Here is a 22,932-nt window from a genome sequence, read left to right as displayed (position 1 = left end):
AAAGGCGGTGTCGCGTGGATCGCAGCGCGCTGTTCGTAGATGCCGGCTACCTGCTGGCTGACGGCGCGATGGCGGTGCACGGAACCCGCCATCGAGAGACCGTGTCCTGGGACTTCGGCGGGCTGCTCCAGCTCCTGAGCAACCTGGCCCGTGAGCGCACCGGGCTGCCGCTGCTGCGCTGCTACTGGTACGAGGCGACGATCGAGGGCCGCCGGGGTGCCGAGCACGACGCGCTGGCCGACCTGCCCGGGCTCAAGCTGCGGCTGGGACGCATCCGGCCGGGCCGCCGAGAGGGCGTCGACACCGAGATCCACCGCGACCTCACCACGCTGGCCCGCAACGGCGCCATCGCCGACGCGGTCGTCGTCAGCGGCGACGAGGACCTGGCCCAGATCGTGTGCGACGCCCAGGCCCTCGGCGTACGGGTGACGCTGGTGCACGTCTCGGTCGACGGCAACTGGACCATCTCGCGGGTGCTGCGCCAGGAGTGCGACGACCTCATCGAGATCGGCGCCGGTCATCTGCGCCCGTACGTCAACGCGCTGACCGGGGGCGACAGCTCGTCCGGACCGCTGTCCAACGGGCACTCGACACACTCGACCTCGTCCGCTTCGACGATCGGCCCGCTCAAGACCGGGCCGCACAGCGGCCCGCCGCCGGGGTCGCCGATCACTGGCACGCCGTCCCGGTCGCACCTGCCCGCCCCGGCCCGGGTGGGGCCGTCGTCGCACACCGCCGCCAGTGCACCGCAGAAGCCGGTGACCGGGCCGATACACGCCGCGCCGACTCCCGCGCAGACGTCGACGCCCACCCACTCCCCGGCCTCGGTGCACTCGCCGACCCCCTCGCAGTACGTCTCACCACCGCCACAGCAGCACGGCCCCTACACCGGCCCGCAGCAGATCTCCCCGGTGCCGGCGCAGCAGAACACGCCGACCCTGTCCGACGCGGTCAAGTCCGCGCACCAGGAGGGTCAGGATTTCGGCGAGTCGGTCGCGAGGGACGCACCGGCGCTGTGGCTCGAGGCGGTGCTCGCCCGCAAGCCCCGAATGCCGTCGGATCTCGAGGCGCGGCTGCTGCAGGGCTCCTCACTGCCCATCGACTTCCTGCTGCACGACGAAGTGCGACACGCGCTTCGGCGGGGATTCTGGGACGCACTCGAACGTTCCCGCCGGTAGGACACGGGAATTCCGATCATCCGTAATCGCCCGCTTCGCCGGGCGACTGACGGGTAGCGTCTAGAGCGTGACGCATGTTACGGAAGACGATCTCGACGACCTGGAATTCGACACGCTGCGCTCCGGCGATCACACGTCGGCGGCGGAGCGGCTCGCCGCACTGGCCGAGTCGGTGTCGGGTGGGGTGTCCAGGGCAAAGGTGCTGTTGCGGGCGGGCGAACAGTGGCAGCACGCGGGCGACCACGCCAAGGCGGCGGAACTCTATCGGCGGGCGATAGAGGACGGCGGCGACGCCTATGGGGATCCGCGGGCCTATCTCGCGGACGCCCTCTTCGAGCTGGGACGCAAAGACGAGGCCCAGGCGCTGGTCGAGCAGATCCGCGCGGACGTCCCAACTGATCCGGAGGTCTATCGCACCGTCGCCGAGGTGCTCTACGAGCAGGGCGACGTGTCCGGCACGTACGATTGGGCCACGGCCGGAGCCGACGTCGTGCTGGCGATCCGCGACCAGGGCGACCGCAGTTCGGCCGAGGACAGCCTCGAGGCGCTCCTGCGGCTCCGCTATCGCGCCCGGGTCGATCTGGGGCAGCCCGAGGACGAGTACGACAACCTCTTGGACGATCTCCTCAAGAACTGACGACCTCCCTGGAACCGATCTCGCCCGAGGACGAGCCACCCGGCGAACGCCGCCGAAAGCCGTCTGACGCCGTCTTAAGCGGTCGAAAGCCGCCAGAGAGCCGCCAGAGAGCCGTCGACCGCCGTCAGAGCGCGGCGATGAGTTCCCGCAGCGCCTCCGCAGCGTCGGCGAGCGTTCCGGCGTGCCCGCCCGCCGGCTCCCGCACGGGCCAGCCGCGCAGCCGCGCCTGGCGAGCCTCGAGTTCGTACGGCTCGGCCGTGCGCAGGTAGCCGCACGGGGCGTCCGGCCAATCCCCGCGCAGTTCCGCGGGCTCGGGAAACTCCGCGTCGACGAGGACGTAGCCGCCGACTGTGCGATGCGCGGCCCGCTGCGCGGCGCCGAGTTTCGGCAGCACCGCGCCGGCGGCGCCGTGCGCGACGAGGACGAGCGGTTGAGCGGGCCGGTGCGCCGCGATCTCCAGGGCGGCCCGGGCGACATAGCGACCCGTGCCCGGAGGCCGCTGAGCACCGTTGTGATCGTCACCGTGATCGCCGATCTGATCGTGGATCTCGGGCACCACGACATCGGCCCCGTGGGAGCGCAGCGTTTCGGGGATCGGGCCCCAGACCGCCGCGGTGGCGAGGGGGGCGTGCAGGAGGACCAGAGTGCCGGGCGTCATGTGCCAACCCTGCCAGCACCCCACCCCGGCATCCCGCATAGGCTTCCTGCCGTGACCGATCGCGAGGATCTGCTGAAGGCAATCAAGAGCAAGGCCGTCGTCGAGGGCGACTTCGTCCTGTCGTCGGGGCGGCGGGCGTCCTTTTACGTCGACCTGCGCCGCATCACGCTGGACGGGGCCGCGGCTCCGCTGGCCGGCCGGGTCATGCTCGATCTCACCGCCGACCTCGACTACGAAGCCGTCGGCGGGCTCACCCTGGGCGCCGATCCGGTCGCGACGGCGATGCTGCACGCGGCGGCCGCCCAAGGTCGCCGCCTCGACGCGTTCGTCGTGCGCAAGGCCGACAAGGTCCATGGGCTGCAGCGGCGGGTCGAGGGCCCGGACGTCGCGGGACGACGAGTGCTCGCCGTCGAGGACACCTCCACGACCGGTGGTTCGGTGCTCACCGCGGTAGAGGCGCTGCGCGCGGCGGGAGCCGAGGTCGTGGGAGTTGCGACCATCGTCGAGCGTGGCGCGGCGGACCGCATCCGCGGCGAGGGGCTCGACTATCGCTCGGCGTTCACCCTGGAAGATCTCGATCTCGCCTGACCGGCCGGGGTGGTGCGGGTCAGGCTCGGCTCAACGTTCGGCCACGTGCCACCGACCTCGCTGGCCCGGCTGGCTCTTCGCCTGCCGTTTGCCGTAGATGTACACGTCGACAGCGCTGCCGTCGGTGACGACGACGTCCAGGGGCGCTTCGTCGTACTGCCGGATGTCTCCGGTGTTCAGTACGCCGTCCTCGAGTACCTGTGTGGTGTTCCCGGAGACGGTGACGAAGACCTTGGTCGGCGCGCCGGTAACCCTGATCTCGAGCGATCGCTGAGTTGAAACGCTCGATTTCGACGGGGTATCGGCGGATCGGGTCCGGGCCGAGGCCTCGGACGTGCCGGTTGCCGGAGTCGCCTGGGGGGCGCTGGCCGGTGCCGCATCCGAGCTGAGCGCGCCGAAAAGCGCGAGCCCACCTACGATGAGCAGCACGAGAGCCAGCACCACGGCGAGCACTGCGATCATTATTCGCGCGTGTCCGCGAGGATCCGGCCGATGACGTCCCACATGGGGAGGTTAGCGGGAACTGTCACCACTCAGCGACGGACGCGACGCTTCAGAGTCGTTCTTCTCCGGATTGTTGCCACCTGAGCGCCGCCTCCTGAACAGCTCGCGGAGCACCGGGGCGACCGTGACGATCACCGCGACGACGATCACGGGCAGCACGTACTGGTCGATGCCTTCGACCTGATTGCCCAGGTAGTGGCCCAGTAGGAGGAACGAGTCGGTCCAGATGATCGCCCCGATGACGTTCCACACGAAGAACCGGCGGGCGCTCATCTCGAGCATTCCGGCGAGCGGGTTCAGAAAAGTCCGAACAATCGGGATGAAGCGCGCGAGCACCACGGCCTTGGCAGGGCCGAACTTGTTGAAGTAGTGCTCCGCCTTGTCGACATGCTCCCGCCGGAACAGCCGCGAATTCGGACGTTCGAAGAATCTACGGCCATAGCGGTCACCGAGGTAGTGACCGAACTGCGCGCCGGCGATCGCGAAGATCGGCGCCATGATCAACAGCGTCGGCAGCGAGAGCCGTTCGATCCCGACGCTTTCGGCGCCCGCGACGGTCGTGAAGAGACCGGCGCTGAAGAGCAGCGTGTCGCCCGGGAGAAAGAACCCGATCAGCAGGCCCGTCTCGGCGAAGATGATCAACAGGATGCCGAAGACGCCGAACGCCGTGATGAGGGAAGCCGGGTCCACCCCATTCACAGCGAGATCCACGCCCTGAGCGTACCCGCCAGCGGTGCGCGTTCCCGCCCGAGGTGAACTCCGGGATACTGGGATACAGGGCGGCACCCTGCGCCCGGTCCTGTGCTGCCTGGAGCCTCACTGCATGCGAGCGCCGGTGCGCCGAAGTCGCGCCGGCCGGCACTGTGGACACGCGCTAGAAAGGATGTTGAACATGCCGATCGCGACCCCAGAGGTCTACGCGGAGATGCTCGACCGCGCCAAGCAGGGCGGCTTCGCCTATCCCGCGATCAACGTGACATCGAGCCAGACCCTGAACGCCGCGCTCCGCGGGTTCGCCGAGGCGGAGAGCGACGGGATCGTCCAGGTCTCCACCGGTGGCGCCGAGTATCTGTCCGGATCGACGGTCAAGGACATGGTCACCGGGGCCACGGCCCTCGCCGAGTTCGCCAGGGTGGCCGCCGAGAAGTACCCGGTCAACATCGCGCTGCATACCGACCACTGCCCGAAGGACAAGCTCGACGGCTTCGTCCGGCCACTGATCAAGATTTCCCAGGAGCGGGTCGCCCGCGGTGAGCCCCCGCTGTTCCAGTCGCACATGTGGGACGGCTCGGCGGTGGCCCTCGACGAGAACCTCCAGATCGCCAGGGAACTGCTCGAGGAGTGCGCCAAGGCGAACATCATCCTCGAGATCGAGATCGGTGTCGTCGGCGGCGAGGAGGACGGCGTCGCCAACGAGATCAACGAGAAGCTCTACACCACGACCGGGGACGCGCTGGCCACCGCCGACGCGCTCGGGCTGGGCGAGAAGGGCCGCTACATCCTCGCCGCCACGTTCGGCAACGTGCACGGCGTGTACAAGCCGGGCCACGTGAAGCTCCGCCCCGAGGTCCTCAAGGAGATCCAGGAGGCCGTCGCCGCGAAGTACGGCAAGGAGGCCCCGTTCGAGCTCGTCTTCCACGGCGGCTCGGGCTCGTCGCTGGAGGAGATCCGCGAGTCGCTGTCGTACGGCGTGGTCAAGATGAACATCGACACCGACACGCAGTACGCCTTCACCCGGCCGATCGCCGACCACATGTTCCGGAACTACGACGGTGTGCTCAAGGTCGACGACGGCGTGGGCAACAAGAAGCAGTACGACCCGCGCTCCTACGGCAAGAGCGCCGAGGCCGGCATGGCCGAGCGCGTGAAGACCGCCTGCGAGAACCTGCTCTCCGCCGGCCAGAAGATCAAGTAGCTGGACCCAGCGGGAGACAACTGCATGATCACGACAGCGAAACCCCTGCCGTGATCATGCAGTTGTTCGCGGGACCGCGCCCGAGACCCGCCGGAACCCGCCCGTGGCATACGCACAACCGCATGATCACGGCGTGACCGGTGAGCGCATTGCGTCATGCAACTCGCCGCTTACCATGAAGGCGTGCTACCGCGGACGTACCAGACCCAGAACTGCTCGATCGCGCGAGGCCTCGAGGTCGTCGGCGACCGATGGACGCTGCTCGTCATCCGCACGGCCTTCGAGGGCGTCCGTCGCTTCGACGACTTCCAGTCCGAACTGGGTGTGGCACGCAACGTCCTGACCGACCGGCTGGGCCGCCTCTGCGACGAGGGCGTCATGCGGCGGCATCGCTACCAGGAGCGGCCGGACCGCTATGAGTACCGCCTCACTCGCAAGGGCGTGGAGCTCTGGCCGGTGATGATGTCGATCATGCTGTGGGGCGACCGGCACTACGCCGAGAACGGCCCGCCGGTCCTCGTCACGCATCGCGGCTGCGGTGGCGAGCTCACCCGTGCCCTGACCTGCGACAAGTGCGGCGTCTCGCTCCAACCGAACGACATCGAACCCCGGCCGGGTCCAGGGATCTGAGAATAAGAGTTGCATGACGCAACTGATCCCCTGTCCAATAGGTTGCATGACGCAACTCGATGGCGTACGGCCATTGGACACGCGGGCCGAGGCGGGACTGGCCGATCTGCGGATGCGGCCGTACGGGGTCGACGACCGCGACCGGTTGCGCCGGATGTCCGCGCTGCTGTCCCCGCAGAGCCTCTACTCGAGGTTCTTCGCCGGCACGCCGTGGATCCCGGAGGTCTACGTCCGGGCGATGCATGCCATGGACCACTGGGATCACGACGCACTGGTCGCGATGATCGACGACGAGATCGTCGGAATCGCGGAGTACGTGCGCGACCGCGAGGACCCGGCGCGCGCCGAGATCGCGGTTCTGGTCGCCGACTCCTGGCAGCGGCACGGGGTGGCCGGTCGCCTGGTGCGGTACCTGAGCCACCTGGCCGAGCGGCGCGGCATCACCGAGTTCAGCGCCGACGTCATGCTCGGCAATGCCGCCGCGCTGGCCGCCGTCAAGGCCGGCTGGCCGGCCGCCCGGCCACGGCGCGACCAGGGGGCGGCCCGGTTCCGCCTTCCGCTGGCGCCGCCCGTACCCGCGATGCGCGAACGACCGCGAGATCACGAGGGGGGTGGCGCGGTCGTCGAGTCGCCGTCGCGACGGCCGGCACCGGCCTCGGCCGGTTGACCTCTGTTGTCACTCCCGCCCTACGATGGGCCTCATGACCCAGAATCTGCTCGGCGGACCGCCTCCCACCCGGCTACCGGACAACGCCGAGGCACGTGAGGCGCTGGAGAACGACGTCGATCCGGTCGAGGTGGCGGCTCGCTTCCCCGATTACCCGGACGCGTGGGCCAGGCTCGCCGACCGTGCGTTCGAGGGCGGCAACGTCATCGAGTCGTACGCCTATGCCCGTACGGGCTATCACCGCGGGCTCGACCAGCTGCGCCGTGCGGGCTGGAAGGGACACGGGCCGATTCCCTGGGAGCACGAGCCCAACCGCGGCTTCCTGACCGCCCTCCACGCGCTCGGACGCGCCGCCGGTGCGATAGGTGAGGAGCAGGAGGCGGAGCGATGCAAAACGTTCCTGCGTGACAGCAGCGCCACCGCGGCGGAGGCCCTCTCCTAGAGCGCTCGCCGGTTCCTTCGCACTGGATGTCCGGGTACCATCGGATCGCAAGAGGCCCCGGTCGTGCTTGCGACCTGGGTCTTCGTCGTTGAGAGAGGGAGGCCGCCTGATGCCGGCCATCGTGCTTGTGGGGGCACAGTGGGGTGACGAGGGCAAGGGCAAGGCCACTGACCTACTCGGCGGTGATGTCGACTACGTCGTTCGCTACCAGGGTGGCAACAACGCCGGGCACACCGTGGTCATCGGGGACAAGAGCTACGCGCTCCACCTGCTGCCCTCCGGCGTGCTGTCCCCTGACGTCGTTCCGGTCATCGGCAACGGGGTCGTGATCGACCCCGGCGTGCTGCTCGATGAGATCGACGGGCTCAAGGCCAGGGGCGTGACGTGCGAACGCCTGCTGATCTCGGCGAACGCGCATTTGATCATGCCGCACCACCGAGCTCTCGACAAGGTCTCGGAGCGGTACCTGGGCAAGGCCCGCATCGGCACCACCGGGCGCGGCATCGGCCCCTCCTACGGTGACAAGATCGCCCGGATGGGTGTGCGGGTCCAGGACCTGTTCGACACGAGCATCCTGACCCAGAAGATCGAGCTGGCACTGCGCGAGAAGAACCAGGTCCTCGCCAAGGTCTACAACCGCCGCCGGATCGAGGCGGCTCCGATCGTCGACGAGTACGTCGCCTACGGTGAGCGGCTCAAGCCCTATGTGGCCGACACCGGCCTGGTGGTCAACCAGGCCCTCGACGAGGGCAAGGTCGTCCTCCTGGAGGGCGCCCAGGGCACTCTCCTCGACGTCGACCACGGGTCCTACCCGTTCGTTACGTCGTCGAGCCCGACCGCGGGCGGCGCCTGCGCGGGTTCCGGCATCGGCCCGACCAAGGTCACCCGAGTGATCGGCATCCTCAAGGCCTACACCACCCGGGTCGGCTCGGGACCGTTCCCCACCGAGCTGCTCGACGAGATGGGCGAGTTCCTCCGGACGACGGGCGGCGAGTACGGCGTCACGACCGGCCGCGACCGGCGCTGCGGTTGGTTCGACGCGGTGATCGCCAGGTACGCCTCCCGCGTCAACGGCATCACCGACTTCTTCCTCACCAAGCTCGACGTGCTCTCCGGGCTCGACAAGGTGCCGGTCTGCGTGGCGTACGACGTCGACGGCGTGCGCCATGACGAAATGCCCGCGTCGCAGACCGAGTTCCACCACGCCAAGCCGGTGCTGGAGTACTTCGACGGCTGGAAAGAGGACATCAGCGGCGCCAAGACGTTCGGCGACCTGCCCGACAACGCGCGGGCCTACGTCCGGGCGCTCGAGGAGATCTCCGGTGCCCGGATCTCGGCGATCGGCGTCGGCCCTGGCCGCGACCAGACCCTCACACTGCGACCGCTGATCTGAGCCCGTCTTCGGCGCCGCCGTGAGCGTCTGAACACGCCGGCGCCGCGACCATACCCCCGACGCGATGCTCCCGACGCGATGCCCCCGAGACCCCCGTTCACCATCGTGACCTTCAATGTTGCCGACCCCGTAACCGGCGAATCGGCGAACGGTCAATCACGTTCCGTAAGGTCCCCGCTTGGCCGGCGGCGACCGGCGCACGTCCGCGACACCGCATGGCCGGAGGGGGAAGGACACTGCTAGACAGGGTCGAAGCGCATGGTCATCGAGGCTCGCGCGGCCTGCGGCCGGAGAACACGCTGCCGGCGTTCGCGCATGCCCTCGCCCTCGGCGTCGACGTCATAGAGCTCGACGTGGGCCTGACGGCGGACGGCGAGGTCGTCGTCCACCATGACCAAGCCCTGTCGGCACTGACCGCCCGCGACACCGCACCCTCCCGGGCCGATGATCCGATGTTCCCCTATGTCGGCAAGCCGATCCGCGATCTCACGCTGGCGCAGATCAAAACCGTTGACGCGGGAATGCGGCGCGCAAGCGACACCGATCCGTTCGTGCTGACCCAGCTGCCGATCGTCGGAACCCGGGTGCCGACGCTGGCCGAGGTGTGCGACCTGGTCGTACGGCTCGACGCGCACACCACCGATCTGGCCATCGAGGTCAAGACCGATCCCGGCTGGCCCGACCACGAGGTCGCGCGGCTGGTCGAGGCGGTCGCGGACGTCATGGACATCTGGGGGCTGACCCGACGGACCCGGCTGCTCGGCTTCGACTGGCGGGTCCTCGGCCACGCTCGCCGGCTCGCGCCGCAGGCCGCCGGACGGGTCGCCCTGATCGAGCCCGAGACGCTCAAGCCCGGCTCGGCGTGGCTGGCCGGGGTCGTCCCGCCCGAGCCCGCCGATCCTCTCGACGGCACTGCGTGGACCCGACTGCTCACCGGAGCGATCTCGGCCGGAGCCACCGTGCTGTCACCCGAGCGCACGCTCGTCCGGCCCGAACTCATCGGCGAGGCGCATCGGCTGGGGCTCGCGGTGACCGTCTGGACGGTGAACGAGCCGGCCGAGATGGCCCGGCTCATCGAGATGGGCGTGGACGGGATCGTGACCGACCATCCGGACCGCCTGCGCTTGGTCATGGCCGAACGCGGGCTGCCGCTCCCACCGTGCCATGGCCCCCGTACGTCCGTCGAGGCGGTCTGAAGCGGTGAGCGCCGCCGGTCAGAGCCAGCCGTTGCGGCGGAAGCCGCGGTGCAGCAGCAGACACGACAGTGCGATGAAGCACATGACCACGGGGTAGCTGAAGGCCCATTCCATCTCGGGCATGTGGGTGAAGTTCATGCCGTAGATCCCGGCGATGGCGGTGGGCACCATCAGGATCGCGCCCCAGGCGGAGATCTTGCGCATGTCCTGGTTGTCCTCGACCGTCACCTGCGTCATGTGTGCCTGCAGGATCGGGGTGAGCAGCTCGTCGCAGGACTCCACCTGCTCGCGGACCCGGGTGACGTGGTCCTCGACGTCGCGGAAGTACTCCCGGATCTCGGTCGGCACGAACCGCCGGCCGGCGAGCGCGCGAAGCGGCGTCGCGAGCGGTCCGACCGCCCGCTTGAGGTGGATGACCTCGCGCTTGAGGCGGTAGATGCGCCCGGCCTCGTTGCCGCGCTCGGGCGAGAAGACCGCCTCCTCGACCTCGTCGATGTCCTGCTGCACCCCGTCGGCGACGCACATGTAGTCGTCAACGATGCGGTCGGCGACGGCGTGCACGACCGCGGCCGGTCCGAGGGCCAGCCGCTCGGGGCTGGCCTCCAGCCGGCGCCGCACCGGGCTCAGCTCACCGTGCGCGCCGTGGCGTACGGTCACCACGAAGTCGGGACCACAGAAGATCATGATCTCGCCGGTCTCGACCGCCTCGATCCCCGAGGCGCGCCCGACATAGCCGACGGTCTTCATCACGAAGAACTGGACGCCGTCGTAGCGCTCCAGCTTGGGCCGCTGGTGCGCGTGGATGGCGTCCTCGACCGCGAGCGGGTGCAGGCCGAACACCTCGGCGAGCCGCTCGAGCTCGGCGGCATCGGGGTCGTGCAGACCCACCCACACGAAGCCCTTGGCCGGGGCGTCGCCGCCCTCGGCCTCCGGCCGCACCAGCCGTACGGCCTCGGCGACGCTGTCGGTGGGGACTCGGTGGCCGTCGACGTACACGGCCCAGTCGATGATCGCTGATTCGCGCTCGCGCCTGACGGAGGCGGCCGGGCGCGCGGGCCGGCCGAGCGGCTTGAACAGTGCCTTGCTTGCGATGCCTGGGCGAACCCGGGTCATGGCCATTGGGGGGCTCCTTCCCCGCCGGCCGGCCGCGCTCGCACGCGCCCAGGTCAGCTGGGCGGGAACACCCTAAGAACGAAGGCGTACGAGAAGGGGCTCGGCCGGACGCCGGATCGAGGCGGACGGATCAGTCCGGTCGGGACTATGAGGGATCTCGGCGGTACTACTAGGATCACCAGTACCCATTCCGGCCACCTCCCTTCGCGGCTAGGCGTCAGAGCACACGCGGTCGAGCATCGACAGGTTATCACCGCCGGATGCGATCCCCCGGCCGATCACCGGTTTCCAGGCCCGCGACACCGGCCCGAGAGACCGTACTCCTGCGGGTGGATCGGCGCCGTCGGCCAGATAGGGTCAGGTCGCGTGCGAGTCCTCCTCCTTGGGTCCGGCGGCCGCGAGCACGCCATCGCCCGCGCTCTGCGTCTCGATCCCGCGGTCACCGCGCTGCACTGCGCCCCCGGCAACCCGGGCACCGCCGAGATCGCCGACAACCACGTCCTCGATCCGACCGATCCGGTCGCGGTCGTCGAGCTCGCCCGGCGGATCCGCCCCGAACTCGTCGTGATCGGCCCTGAGGCGGTGCTGATCGCCGGGGTTGCCGACGCGGTACGGCGGGCCGGCATTCCCTGCTTCGGGCCCGATGCCGCGGCCGCGCGGATCGAGGGGTCCAAGGCGTTCGCCAAGGAGATCATGGAGGCCGCGGGCGTCCCGACGGCCGCCTCCCGCGTCTGCGAGTCCGACGACGAGGTACGCGCCGCCCTGGACCTGTTCGGCCCGCCCTACGTGGTGAAGGACGACGGGCTCGCGGCCGGCAAGGGCGTCGTGGTCACCGAGGATCGGGCCGCCGCCGAAGAGCACGCCGGGAGTTGCGGGCGCGTGGTCGTCGAGGAGTACCTCGAGGGCCCCGAGATCTCGCTCTTCGCGCTCAGCGACGGCACGCACTCGGTGCCGCTGCTGCCCGCGCAGGACTTCAAGCGCGCCTACGACGGCGACGAGGGCCCCAACACCGGCGGGATGGGCGCCTACACCCCGCTCCCGTGGGCACCCGCCGGCCTGGTCGACGAGGTGATGTCCACCGTCGTACAGCCCGTGATCGACGAACTGCGGAACCGCAGGACGCCGTACGTCGGCGTGCTGTACGCGGGGCTCGCGCTGACGCCGGCCGGCATCCGGGTCATTGAGTTCAACGCGCGGTTCGGCGATCCCGAGGTCCAGGTCGTCCTCGACCGGCTGGCCACCCCGCTCGCCACGCTGCTGCAGAGCTGCGCGATCGGCGGCCTGCCGGAGAACACCCGGCTGGAGTGGAAGCCGGGTGCCGCCGTGACCGTCGTCGTCGCCGCGGAGAACTACCCGGCGGATCCGGTGAAGGGCGACGTCGTCGCCGGGATCGAGGAGGCCGACGCGGTGCCGGGCGCCTACGTGCTGCACGCGGGCACCAAGTACTCCCAGCAGCTGCTGGTCGCCGCCGGCGGCCGCGTCCTCGACGTCGTCGGTACGGGTCCCGACCTCGCCGCCGCCCGCGCGACCGCGTACGAGGCGGTCGACAAGATCCGCATGCGCGGGATGCGTTACCGCTCCGATATCGCCGCGAAAGCGACAGCGTCGCCGTCCTGACCGGGTCACTCTTCCGTTGACGCGCTGACGCGGACGTGCCCGCAACGGACCTACGGCGTCGCCGTCACTTCACCTTGCTGAGGCAGAGCACGGTGCCGTAGCGGCCTCTGAAACCTGACCAGAAACTGGTCTCCGCGGCCGGGTGGTCCTTGCAGACCGTATTGTCGGCATCGGCATCGAAGGTCCTCTCTGCGACGTCCTCGACCTTGCCTTCGACCTTGAAAGCGGCCTTGGGGTCGTCGCATTTCACGATCTTGACATCCTCCGGGTGTCGATCATCGATCAGGCAGTCGCCCACTTCGGCGGTGTCCGGATCGCCCGTCATGACGTCCCAGGCATAACTGCCGATCCCGCCAAGGCCCAGAACCGCGACAACGATGAGGATGCCCCGGAGCCTCCCGGAGCGGCGCCCGGCTTGAGGTGGTCCGGGGTACTGGGGGTGGGGCGGCTGATATCCGGGTTGGTGCTGGAAGGGAGCGGCTTGTGGCTGGTGAGCGGGCGGCTGCTGAGCCATGGGCTGTTGGTAGTGCGGGTGTTGATACTGGGGATGTTGGTGTTGGGAGCCTTCGTACTGCGGGTTTCGGGCCGGCTGGGGGTCTTGTGGCCCGCCGCCCGGGGGGTTCGTCATATGGATACCTCAGGTGTCATGTGCATGAGCTTTGGTCGCAAGACGTCAAGGACGTACCGTTATCCGGCTCACCCGGACAGTCCGTTACGAGAAGAGATCTACATCGCGTCGGCGATCGGTACACGCGCGTGCGGTTCATCGCGGCCGACCTGCGAGAATCGTCGACGTGATCGAGCGCTACACACTTCCGGAGATGGGCCGCGTCTGGAGCGACGCGCACAAGTACGAGCTGTGGTGCCAGGTGGAGACCCTGGTGGTCGAGGCCCACGCGGAGGCCGGCACGATCCCGGCCGACGTCGTGGAGCCCGTCCGCAAGGCCGCGCCGCCCACGCCCGAGCGGGTCGACGAGATCGAGGCCGTCACCCAGCACGATGTGATCGCGTTCCTGAGCGCGTGGGCGGACAACACCGAGCCCCGCGAGGCCGCGGCGTTCGTCCACTTCGGCATGACCTCGTCGGACCTGCTCGACACGGCCCTGGCTGTGCAACTGGTCGAGGCGACCGACATCCTGCTCGGCAAGGCCGACGCACTGGTGGCGGCGCTGCGCGACCACGCCCTGGAGCACCGTGCGACCCTGCGGGTCGGCCGCACGCACGGCATCCACGGTGAGCCGGACGTGTGGGGGCACCGGGTGGCCGACTTCGCGTTCGCGATGGCCCGGTCGCGGGATCGGCTCCGGCGGGCCCGCGAGGCCGTCGGCGTCATGGCCATCTCGGGCGCGGTCGGCACGTACTCCAACATCGACCCGGCGGTGGAGCGGCACGTCGCCCGCGAGCTCGGGCTCAAGGCCGCCGACGTGTCCACGCAGGTCGTCATCCGCGACGGCATCAGCGAATGGGTCGGCGCCCTGGCCATCATGGCGACGGTCTGCGAGGCCATCGCCCTCGAAGTGCGGCACGGCCAGCGCACCGAGGTACGTGAGCTGTGGGAGCCGTTCGGCAAGGGCCAGAAGGGCTCCTCGGCCATGCCGCACAAGAAGAATCCGATCCTCTCCGAGCGCATCTGCGGCCTGGCACGCGTCGTACGGGGGCAGATCGTGCCGGTCATGGAGGGCATCCCGCTCTGGCACGAACGCGACATCTCACACTCCAGCGTCGAGCGCGTGGCCCTGCCGGACGCCTCGATCACCACGGACTATCTGCTGCACCTCACCACCCGGCTGGTCTCCGGGCTCGTCGTCGACGGCGAGCGGATGCGGGCGAACCTGGACTCGACCGGGGGCCTGATCTACACCTCGACCGTGCTGCTGGAGCTGGTCGAGGCCGGCATGTCCCGGGACGACCAGGCCTATCCCCTCGTGCAGAAGGCCGCGATGGAGACCTGGCGCACCGGGGTCCCGTTCCGCGAGACGCTGCGTGCACAGGCCGCGCAGGCGGGGCAGACGCTGGACGAGGCGCGGCTCGACGAGGTCTGCCGCCCGGAGCGCTTCGTCGAGCGGCTCGGCCCCGTCTTCGACCGCCTCACCGCCCTGAGCTGACCGGGCCGACCCGGGACGCCGCCCCGCCACCCGTCGGCACCACCCGTCAGCCCACGAGCTGATCCCGTCCAGCGGGTCCGGCCCGCCCGGCGACCACTTGTGCAGCGTGCCCCAGTGCAGAGGTTCGGCGTCCCCGTAGATCCGCGCGAGCGCCTCGTCGATCGCCGCCCAGCCCGCCGCCTCGGTCACCGGCCCGCTCGCGCCTGCCCGAGCCGAATCGCTCATGCCCGGACAACATAGTGGACATCTCCATGAACCTTTGGTCGGAAATCAGGATCTATATGTCCAAGTTGTCCTCATGACGGGACGAGCCGGTCAGCGCAGAGGTCACCCGATGCGATACTGAAGATCGCGCGTGCCTCGGCGCGCCTGGCACTCATGACCCGCCGACCTTCTCGAGCGGGCAGACAGTCCGAAAGATCCGCATCCTAAGGAGCACAGGCGGCTATGAGCATGGGCCACGAGGTTCGTTATCGCGTGCGTGGGGGCCGGCAGCTGCGCGGCACCGTCTTCGTCCAGGGCGCCAAGAACGCAGTGTTGCCGATGATCGGCGTCTCGCTGCTCGCGGCGAAGGGCCGGACGGTCCTCCGGAACGTTCCGATCATCGAGGACGTACGGCGTGCGGTCGAGCTCGCCCAGGCCATCGGGGCCAAGGCCGAGCTGCACGAGGCCGAGCGCACCCTGGTCATCGACGCCTCGACCCTGAGCAGCCCGGTGCTGCCGGCCGAGATCGCCTCGCGCTTTCGCGGCTCGTTCCTGTTCGTCCCCGCGCTGCTGCACCGTCTCGGTGAAGCGGTCATCGAGGGCGTCGGCGGCTGCAACCTGGGCAGCCGCAACCTGGACTTCCACTACAACGGCTTCAAGCGGATGGGCGCCACCGTCACCGAGCAGGTGAGCGGTGAAGAGGGTTCCATCCACATCAAGGCGGGTGAGCTGCGCGGCGGCACCCTCTACCTGGACACGCCCTCGCACACCGGCACCGAGAACCTGCTCATGGCGGCGGCGCTCGGCAAGGGCACCACGCTCATCAAGAACTGCGCACTCGAACCCGAAGTGCTCGACGTCATCGAGCTGCTGAGCCGGATGGGCGCCAAGATCAAGGGCGGCGGCACCGGGTTCATCACCGTCGAGGGCGTGGACGAGCTCACGGCGGTCGAGCACACCGTGATGCCAGACCGGATCGACGCGGGCGTGTTCGTCATGGCCGCCGCCATCACCGGTGGCGAGATCAGCCTGGTCGGCGCCTCGCTCGAGCACCTCGGCGTCGCCGCCGACAAGCTCGAGCAGATGGGCGTCGAGTTCGCCCAGCACGGCGCGGTGCTCCAGGTGCGGCGCAAGCGGCCGCTGCGGCCGATCAACGTCGTCACCGACGAGTACCCCGGCTTCGCCACCGACCTGCAGTCGCCCATCATGGCGGTCTCCTGCCTCGCCGACGGTCCGAGCTACATCTACGAGCGCATCTTCGACGGCCGGTTCAAACTCGCCGACGAGCTGACCAAAATGGGTGCCGACATCGACGTCGACGGCAACCGGGCGAAGGTGCACGGCGGGGCCTCACTGCGCGGCGCCGAGGTCGTCGCCCACGATCTGCGTACGGGCAGCGCCCTCGTGCTCGCCGGGCTGGCCGCCCAGGGTGAGACGACGATCACCTCCGCCTACTACCTCGACCGAGGTCACGCGCACATCGCCGAGCGGCTGTCCATGCTCGGCGCCGATATCGAGCGTGAGGTCGGCTGACTCGGCCAATATGGCCAGGCCGAAATGGCCAGGCATCTGCCGATCGCGATCCGGACGCCCCAAACTAGGGGTTTGCCCGGTTTTGGTGTCAGCGGTTTGGTCCAAGAGAGACTTCGGACAGGCTGAGTCACCAGATCGTGACTGGCCGGATGGTGACAAATTACTGGCTTAGGCCTCCCATGGGTTAGTTTTTTGCAGCACTCTTGATTCGTTTCGCGTCGGGCCGTCACGTCTAGTGGTCCTGATCCGATCTGCCCGATGAGAAACGAATCGCACGGGAACTGCGGTGCTTGGCCAGAAGGCAGGGGCGACGAGCCATGAGTCAACCGTTGGGCAGAGCACGCGCTCACCCGGAAAGCGACCTCCCATGACGGGGCCGAGGTCGGGATCAGTGGGTCCCGACCTGACCATCGGAGTGGTGGGGCCGCATGACCTCGTCGAGCGCGTCATGCTCATGGGCCATGGTCCGACGCCGGTGCCGAGCCGTCTGGTGGCGGCGGCCTACCGGGACGAGCAGGAGGCCGCCGACAAGGTCGTACGCCTGGGGGCCGGCGTCGACGTGTGCCTGTTCGCCAGCCCGGTGCCGTACGACTTCGCTCGCAAGGCGGGTGTGCTCACCATGCCCGCGACCTACGTCCCCCTCAACGGCGCGGCCCTGCAGGGCGCGCTGCTGAGGGCGGCGCTGGACGACCGGTTCGACCCGTCCAAGGTGAGCATCGACGTACTCGGCCGGGCCGAGGTCGAAGAGGCCTACAGCGAGATCGAACTGGGCACCGAACACGTCCACCTGCGCGAGGAGGCGGCCGGGCCGGGCACCCTCGCGGCCTTCCACGAACGCCTGTGGCGCCGCGGCGCCACCACTGTCGCGATCACCTGCGTGCACGCGACCGCCGAACGCATGGAGCTCGGCGGGGTGCCCACCATCCGGGTGCGTCCCACGGGCGCCGCCATCCGCAGCGCGCTGCAGACCGCGGCGCTGCTCGGCGCGCACCACCGGCTGGAAGAGTCACAGCTCGTCGTCGTGCTCGTCGACGTCCCGACACTGCGCGAGACGCCGCGCCGGGTGACCCCCCGCTACTGGCGCGACGAGCTCAAGCTGGCGCTGCACCGTGTCCTGCTGCAGGAGGCGCACCGGATGAGCGCCTCGGTGTGGCCCCTCGACGACCACAGCTACCTGATCATCGCGACCCGCGGCTCGGTGGCCGGCATCACCGACGGGTTCCGTACGCCGCCGTTCGTGGAACGCGTCCGTGACGAGCTCGGGCTGGCCATCGAGGTCGGCATCGGCATGGGGCGCACCGCCCAGGAGGCCGAGACCCACGCGCGGGCGGCCCTCGCCAGGGCGCAGAGCTCGCAGCGGGCCCAGGGCTTCGCGCTCGACCGCGACGGCCGTGCGCTGGTGCCCGCCCCGCGGACACCGCCGCGCACCCAACCACAGATCAAGCCGAAGGGGCTGGAGATCCTCGCCAGGCTCGCCGACCGGCTCGGCGACCAGGAGCAGCCGCTCATCGTCGACGCCGAGAACGCCGGGAAGATGCTCGGCGTCACCCCGCGCACGGCGCGGCGCCTGCTGCGCACCCTCGTCGAAGAGGGCCTCGCCTGGCCGTTGCCGCCCAACCGCACACCACAGCCGGGCCGTCCGCGGCAGCTCTACCGGCTGATCGTCGAGAAGCTGGGCCCCAAGTCGTCCTCCTGAGGTGGGTCGTTGACGCTGACAACTCTTGAAACTTCAGCAACTTCGACAACCACCGGGAAATGTCGCGCGTCTGACTCGATGTGGCTCGTATTTCACGAACCGTAGGGCATGCGAGTTCTCTCGGTAATACCGTCAGTAGTCATCCGGTTTCGGGGGTCCGACGGTAACCGCGAGGTGACCAGGAGAAAGGGGACCAAATGTCCCTTGAATGGACGGTTTCCGGTTATACCCACGTGCGGGAGCTGGGAGAAGGTTCCGCAGGCCGGGTCATGCTCGCCGTGCACGACGACACCGAGATCCCGGTAGCGATCAAGTATCTGTCCACTCGGCTGTACGCCGATTCGGAGTTCACCCAGCGGTTCCGGGGCGAGGCGCGGCTGCTCTCCGAGATCGAAGACCCCCACCTGGTCCGTTTCTACGAATATGTCGAGACGCGGTACGGCGCCGCGATCGTGATGGAACTGATCAATGGCCCCAGCCTCGCGGAACTGATCAAAGCCGAAGGCGCGACCGGCCCCGAGGCGGCGCTCCTGGTGCTGAAGGGGGCGCTGCTGGGTCTCAGCGCCGCGCATGCCGCCGGGGTCGTCCACCGGGACTTCAAGCCCGGCAACGTGCTCGTACGCGGCGACGGTGTCAGCAAGCTCGCCGACTTCGGCATCGCCGTACGGGCCGGAATCGACGCGCCGGCCGCCGGCACGCCCGCTTACATGGCACCGGAGCAGTGGCGCGGCATCCCGGTGACGGCCGCCGCCGACGTCTACGCGGCCACCGCCGTGTTCTACGAGTGCCTCACCGGAGAACGTCCCTACCCGGCCAAGACGCTCCCGCAGCTCGCCGTCGCGCACCGCAACGCGCCGATCCCGGTGACCCAGGTCCCCGAGCCGCTGCGCGGTCTGGTGCTGCGGGGGATGGCGAAGAACCCCGCCGAGCGCCCGGCCTCCGCGGCGGAGTTCCTCACCCGGCTCGAGACGATCGCCCTCAACGAGTACGGCACCGAATGGGAGCGCGACGGCCGCAACCGCCTCGCCGAGCGGGCGGCGATCCTGGCCCTGCGGCTGCCGTCCTCGCGGCAGGAAGGGCAGGGCGCCACGGCGCTCGCCGTCACCGAGCTCGGCACCCGGCTCGCCCGCCTCGGGCAGAAGGGGATGAGCCGGGGTCTGGTCGCGACCGTCGCCGGGGTCGCCGCGGTCGTCCTCGCCGGCAGCGGCGTGGCCGTCTACGCCGCCAACCGCGGTGACGACAAGCCGAAGAAGCCACCGCTCGCCGGCCCCTCGGTACCGGTCGATCCCTCCGCCGAGCCGTCGGTCGACCCGTCCGGCGATCCCAGCGTGGAGCCCTCGCCATCGCCGACCGAGTCGGCTCCGGATACCCCGGCCTCGCCCGAGTTCGATGACACCACTCCCTCGGGAGGCGGCCCGGCGGGACCCGCGGCCGGCAACGTCGCCTCAGGGCCGCGCATCGATCCGGCCCCCGGCGGCAACCCCGCCCCCGGCAACGGAGGCGGCAACCCCGAGCCCAATCCCGAACCGCCCCCGACGACGGCGACCGGTGCGACGATCGACTCGTGGTCCAGGGGAGAGTCGCAGTACACCGGAACCGTCGAGTTCACCGTGACCACCAGCGGTACGGACCCCGTAACGATCACCGTCTCCTTCTCCTCCGGACAGACCAACAGCTTTACACGTAGTGGGCAAAGGTCGTACTCCGAGACCTTTTCGGCGGACTTCAAGTCGCCCTGTGAGGACTGGATAGTGACCGTGAGCGCAAAGCCCGGAAGCGCGTACGGCGAAGCCACGATCCCGCGCGAGCGATGCGACACCCAGTCGCCCGCCGCTGAGAAGAGGCTCACGTGACGCAAGGATCACCGCGGCCGGGGGATGAGTCGGCCGGGCGGCCGGGCGACTCATCCACCGGCCGGTCGAGCGGTCCGGACGAGCTGGTGCGGTTCGGGCCGGGCGTACAGCCCACCGACGAGCTGATCGAGACGTGGCGGTCGGGGCGGGCCCAGCCGCCTCGCCGCCGTCGGCGCCTGATGCGCAGCCTCATCGGCTGGCTCGTGACCGCGGCCCTGCTGGTCTGCTTTCTGCTGTGGCTGCTGCTGCGCGGCCAGGGCGAGGAGGTCGAGGTCACGGCGATCAAGGTTCAGACGCCTGAGCAGGTTCAGACCTGCGACGCCACCGTCGATGTCACCGGCGTGCTGACCACCAACGGCGAGGCGGGGCGGATCACCTACCGGTGGGTCCGCAGCGACGGCCACAACTCCGGTCTGCTGCACGAGACCGTCGAGGCCGGCAAGCGGGACGTCACGGTCCATCTGAGCTGGGCCATCAAGGGCACGGGGGACCGCCGCTTCACCGCCACCCTGGAACTGGTCGCGCCGGAGAGCACCGCCGACAAGGCGTCGTCGGCCTTCGGCTACTCCTGCCACTGACCGGGGCCCGGCCGGGTCCCGGTCAGCGGCGACCGCCGCACGGCCAGGCCCGGCGCTTTGAGAGCCATCTCACGTCGCACGCCCATCTCGCCAGGTCACTGCGAGGTGACCAGGGTCTCGAACTGACTGCGCGTGGCAAACATTTCACGAAACGTTATATGCGCGCCATATAAGGCCGGATAGGGTCGCCACTTATCGAAACCGCAGTCACGTGATCACGGAGAGGAGACCCCGTGCACGGCGATGGGACGCTTCCCGGATACAGCCACCTTCGGGAGCTCGGGAAAGGCCCGACCGGCAGGGTCGTGCTGGCGATGCACGAGGCGACCGACACCCCGGTAGCGATCAAATATCTCTCAGACCAGATGTACGAGAACGACGAGTTCGCCGAGCGCTTCCGGACTGAGGCGCGGCGGCTCGCCGAGATGCGGCAACCCCACCTGGTCCGCTTTCTGCAGTACACCGAGTCGCCCGTCGGCGGCGCGGTGGTCATGGAGCTGGTCAACGGCATCACCCTTGCCGACCTCATCGCCTCCGAGGGCTCGATCCGTCCCGAGGCCGCGCTCACCGTGCTGAAGGGCACGCTGCTGGGCCTCGGTGCCGTGCACGCCGCCGGCGTCCTGCACCGCGACTGCAAACCGGGCAACGTCCTCCTGCGCAGCGACGGGGTCAGCAAGTTGACGGACGTCGGCATCGCCGTCCGGACCGTCGGCACCCCGGTCGCGGGCACGCCCGCGTACATGGCCCCCGAGTTGTGGGAGGGCGGCCCCGCCACCCTCGCCAGCGATCTGTACGCGGCGACCGCGGTGTTCTACGAGTGCGTGACCGGAGCGCCCCCCTTCCAGACCGCGCAGGTGGCGCGGCTCGCGGAGGCGCATCTGACCGGAGAGGTCCCCGTCGAGTGGATCGCCGGACCGCTGCGCGAGATCGTCGCCCGCGGCCTGGCCAAGGATCCGGGCGAGCGGCCCGCGTCGGCCGCGGAGATGCTGGCGATGGTGGACGAGACGGCCGAGGCCGAGTACGGCGACGGCTGGGTCCGCCTCGGCATGGTCCATCTGGCCCAGCTCGCCGGGCTCCTCGCGCTCCGCGGGCCCACGCCGCGGAGTGACGACACCGACGACGTGCCTGCGAAGGTGCCCGCCGACACCCCCGGTGCCGCCGAGACCGAGATGATGCTCACCGAGCCGGCTCGGCGCGCCATTGCGGCCGCGGCGATGACCCAGCCGATCGAGGCGGTCAAGCCCATCGAGCCGGTGGAGCCCGTCCAGCTGATCCGAGCGGTCCCGGTCGAGGACGGCGATGCACCCGGCGCACCCGACGACGCGCCCACAGCGGTCGGGTCCGCCCCGGCCGTCGCACCGCCGCCGCTGCCTGTACGGGCTCCGACGCGCGCGCCCGAGCCGGCTCCGGCCGCACCGACCCCGTACGGCGGCCACGAGTACGGCGAGCATCGCGAACAGCCTCGGGAGTACAAGCCGCAGGCTTCGTACACCCCACAGGTTCGATCCCCGCAGGTTCCGGAGCCGCGCATCCCACCCGGCCGGCACGACCCGCGGGCGCCGTACGAGGCCGTCGCCGACCGGGAGAAGGGCGGCAAGAGCTGGATGATCGCCGCCGCCGCGATGGCGTTGCTGCTGTTGGGCGGTGGGCTGGTGACGTTCGTCGGCAAGACCGGCGAGGGGCGGCCCGCCGCGATCGCCGAATCGCCGGCCGGAGAGCCGTCGGCCACCGTGCCCTCGGAACAGGACGCGCCGCAGATCGGGCAGCCGGCGGCAGGCCGGACCCGCGCGGCCGCCTCCGGTACCCCGACCGCTCCCGACGAGACGAGCCCGGCCCCGGGCACGAGCGACGGCTCCCAGCCCGCTGGACGGCCCAGGGCGACACGGCCGGGACAGCCGCCGACGCAGCCGCAACACTCCACGCCGCCGCCGAAGGCCACCACCGCCACCGGTCTGTCCATCGGTTCGTGGACGCGGAGCGGGCAGGTCGGCTCCGCGAGCATCACGGTCACGGCCGACGGCACTGGCCCGATCAACGTGTCGATCTCGTACACCTCCGGTGGCACGTCGGTGGCCGCCACCACCAAGCGCCTCTCCGGCGCGAGGTCGTACACCTTCGGCGTCACGCAGACCTTCACCACCGACTGCGAGGACTGGACCATCGTCGTGACCGCGCGGCCCGGCGGGCTCACGCGCACGGCGACGATCCCGGCGGCGGAGTGCGGCGCACCGTCGGCCGGCGGTACAGCGTCGTAGCGGTACAGCGTCGTAGCGGCACAACGTCGTAGCGGCACAGCGTCGAGCCCCCAGCACCGCGCTCTGGGGGCTCTTCGTGGTCAATAGTGCGGAGCACGGTCAGGTGACCTCACCCGCCAGTCGCCCAGCTTGATATGGACCGGGCCGAAACCCGCTGGGGAACTGTCGTG

General features: G+C 69.8%; 21 protein-coding genes. 16 read left to right on the top strand and 5 right to left on the bottom strand.

Annotated elements, in window-relative coordinates; genetic code table 11:
* The first annotated feature begins 14 nt into the window (after nucleotides 1-14).
* A complete protein-coding gene (locus tag HKK74_RS15315) occupies nucleotides 15-1,178 on the top strand; it encodes an NYN domain-containing protein (RefSeq protein ID WP_187243883.1) in 1,164 nt (387 codons plus the stop codon).
* 67 nt (nucleotides 1,179-1,245) lie between these two features.
* The gene (locus tag HKK74_RS15310; protein WP_187243882.1) at nucleotides 1,246-1,815 is read left to right on the top strand and encodes a tetratricopeptide repeat protein; all 570 of its coding nucleotides are present in this window, start codon (nucleotides 1,246-1,248) and stop codon (nucleotides 1,813-1,815) included.
* 124 nt (nucleotides 1,816-1,939) lie between these two features.
* On the opposite strand, the gene HKK74_RS15305 is transcribed toward HKK74_RS15310, so the two are convergent.
* On the bottom strand, nucleotides 1,940-2,473 hold the full coding sequence (locus tag HKK74_RS15305) for an alpha/beta fold hydrolase (protein WP_187243881.1): 534 nt from the start codon (nucleotides 2,471-2,473) through the stop codon (nucleotides 1,940-1,942).
* Nucleotides 2,474-2,524: 51 nt separating this feature from the next.
* On the opposite strand from HKK74_RS15305, the gene pyrE reads away from it, so the two are divergent.
* Nucleotides 2,525-3,061, top strand: a complete 537-nt coding sequence (gene pyrE / locus HKK74_RS15300) for an orotate phosphoribosyltransferase (RefSeq protein ID WP_187243880.1) — start codon at nucleotides 2,525-2,527, stop codon at nucleotides 3,059-3,061.
* A gap of 30 nt (nucleotides 3,062-3,091) precedes the next feature.
* On the opposite strand, the gene HKK74_RS15295 is transcribed toward pyrE, so the two are convergent.
* Together HKK74_RS15295 and HKK74_RS15290 are read right to left on the bottom strand one after the other, a co-directional pair.
* Nucleotides 3,092-3,514 carry a superantigen-like protein SSL4 gene (locus tag HKK74_RS15295; protein ID WP_187243879.1) on the bottom strand — a complete coding sequence of 141 codons (423 nt, stop codon included), beginning with the start codon at nucleotides 3,512-3,514 and terminating at the stop codon, nucleotides 3,092-3,094.
* Nucleotides 3,515-3,574: 60 nt separating this feature from the next.
* Nucleotides 3,575-4,207, bottom strand: coding sequence for a DedA family protein (locus HKK74_RS15290; protein ID WP_246491598.1), 633 nt, complete (start codon nucleotides 4,205-4,207; stop codon nucleotides 3,575-3,577).
* 250 nt (nucleotides 4,208-4,457) lie between these two features.
* On the opposite strand from HKK74_RS15290, the gene fbaA reads away from it, so the two are divergent.
* The 6 genes from fbaA to HKK74_RS15260 all read left to right on the top strand — a co-directional run bounded on the left by fbaA (nucleotide 4,458) and on the right by HKK74_RS15260 (nucleotide 9,808).
* A complete protein-coding gene (gene fbaA / locus HKK74_RS15285) occupies nucleotides 4,458-5,480 on the top strand; it encodes a class II fructose-bisphosphate aldolase (protein WP_187243877.1) in 1,023 nt (340 codons plus the stop codon).
* Between the two features lie 183 nt (nucleotides 5,481-5,663).
* On the top strand, nucleotides 5,664-6,110 hold the full coding sequence (locus tag HKK74_RS15280; protein ID WP_312881496.1) for a winged helix-turn-helix transcriptional regulator: 447 nt from the start codon (nucleotides 5,664-5,666) through the stop codon (nucleotides 6,108-6,110).
* Nucleotides 6,111-6,156: 46 nt separating this feature from the next.
* Complete coding sequence (locus HKK74_RS15275) at nucleotides 6,157-6,777, top strand: GNAT family N-acetyltransferase (RefSeq protein ID WP_187243875.1); 621 nt, start codon at nucleotides 6,157-6,159, stop codon at nucleotides 6,775-6,777.
* A gap of 25 nt (nucleotides 6,778-6,802) precedes the next feature.
* Nucleotides 6,803-7,219 (top strand): DUF3151 domain-containing protein, encoded by a 417-nt coding sequence (locus HKK74_RS15270; protein WP_187243874.1) that lies wholly within the window; start codon nucleotides 6,803-6,805, stop codon nucleotides 7,217-7,219.
* Between the two features lie 109 nt (nucleotides 7,220-7,328).
* On the top strand, nucleotides 7,329-8,612 hold the full coding sequence (locus HKK74_RS15265) for an adenylosuccinate synthase (protein WP_187243873.1): 1,284 nt from the start codon (nucleotides 7,329-7,331) through the stop codon (nucleotides 8,610-8,612).
* A gap of 215 nt (nucleotides 8,613-8,827) precedes the next feature.
* On the top strand, nucleotides 8,828-9,808 hold the full coding sequence (locus tag HKK74_RS15260; protein ID WP_187243872.1) for a glycerophosphodiester phosphodiesterase family protein: 981 nt from the start codon (nucleotides 8,828-8,830) through the stop codon (nucleotides 9,806-9,808).
* A gap of 18 nt (nucleotides 9,809-9,826) precedes the next feature.
* On the opposite strand, the gene HKK74_RS15255 is transcribed toward HKK74_RS15260, so the two are convergent.
* Nucleotides 9,827-10,927 carry a magnesium and cobalt transport protein CorA gene (locus HKK74_RS15255; RefSeq protein WP_187243871.1) on the bottom strand — a complete coding sequence of 367 codons (1,101 nt, stop codon included), beginning with the start codon at nucleotides 10,925-10,927 and terminating at the stop codon, nucleotides 9,827-9,829.
* 360 nt (nucleotides 10,928-11,287) lie between these two features.
* Between HKK74_RS15255 and purD the strand changes: the two genes are divergently transcribed.
* The gene (gene purD / locus HKK74_RS15250; RefSeq protein WP_187243870.1) at nucleotides 11,288-12,538 is read left to right on the top strand and encodes a phosphoribosylamine--glycine ligase; all 1,251 of its coding nucleotides are present in this window, start codon (nucleotides 11,288-11,290) and stop codon (nucleotides 12,536-12,538) included.
* Between the two features lie 64 nt (nucleotides 12,539-12,602).
* Here the strand turns inward: purD and HKK74_RS15245 are convergent, their stop codons facing one another.
* A complete protein-coding gene (locus HKK74_RS15245) occupies nucleotides 12,603-13,052 on the bottom strand; it encodes an LppU/SCO3897 family protein (RefSeq protein WP_187243869.1) in 450 nt (149 codons plus the stop codon).
* 280 nt (nucleotides 13,053-13,332) lie between these two features.
* Here HKK74_RS15245 and purB point away from each other — a divergent pair, with 280 nt between their 5' ends.
* From purB to HKK74_RS15215, 6 genes are all read left to right on the top strand, one after another.
* A complete protein-coding gene (purB, locus tag HKK74_RS15240) occupies nucleotides 13,333-14,643 on the top strand; it encodes an adenylosuccinate lyase (RefSeq protein WP_187243868.1) in 1,311 nt (436 codons plus the stop codon).
* A gap of 447 nt (nucleotides 14,644-15,090) precedes the next feature.
* A complete protein-coding gene (murA, locus tag HKK74_RS15235; RefSeq protein ID WP_187243867.1) occupies nucleotides 15,091-16,380 on the top strand; it encodes a UDP-N-acetylglucosamine 1-carboxyvinyltransferase in 1,290 nt (429 codons plus the stop codon).
* Between the two features lie 367 nt (nucleotides 16,381-16,747).
* Complete coding sequence (locus tag HKK74_RS15230; protein WP_187243866.1) at nucleotides 16,748-18,076, top strand: transcriptional regulator; 1,329 nt, start codon at nucleotides 16,748-16,750, stop codon at nucleotides 18,074-18,076.
* A 197-nt stretch (nucleotides 18,077-18,273) separates the two neighbouring features.
* On the top strand, nucleotides 18,274-19,929 hold the full coding sequence (locus HKK74_RS15225; RefSeq protein WP_187243865.1) for a serine/threonine-protein kinase: 1,656 nt from the start codon (nucleotides 18,274-18,276) through the stop codon (nucleotides 19,927-19,929).
* Nucleotides 19,926-20,507, top strand: coding sequence for a hypothetical protein (locus HKK74_RS15220; protein WP_187243864.1), 582 nt, complete (start codon nucleotides 19,926-19,928; stop codon nucleotides 20,505-20,507). Before HKK74_RS15225 ends, HKK74_RS15220 begins: the two co-directional genes overlap by 4 nt.
* Nucleotides 20,508-20,740: 233 nt before the next feature.
* Nucleotides 20,741-22,762, top strand: coding sequence for a serine/threonine-protein kinase (locus tag HKK74_RS15215; protein WP_187243863.1), 2,022 nt, complete (start codon nucleotides 20,741-20,743; stop codon nucleotides 22,760-22,762).
* Nucleotides 22,763-22,932: the final 170 nt, after the last annotated feature.

The organism is Actinomadura alba (assembly GCF_014323705.1).
Taxonomy (GTDB): Bacteria; Actinomycetota; Actinomycetes; order Streptosporangiales; family Streptosporangiaceae; genus Actinomadura_C; species Actinomadura_C alba.
This window is presented reverse-complemented; position numbering and strand designations above follow the sequence as displayed.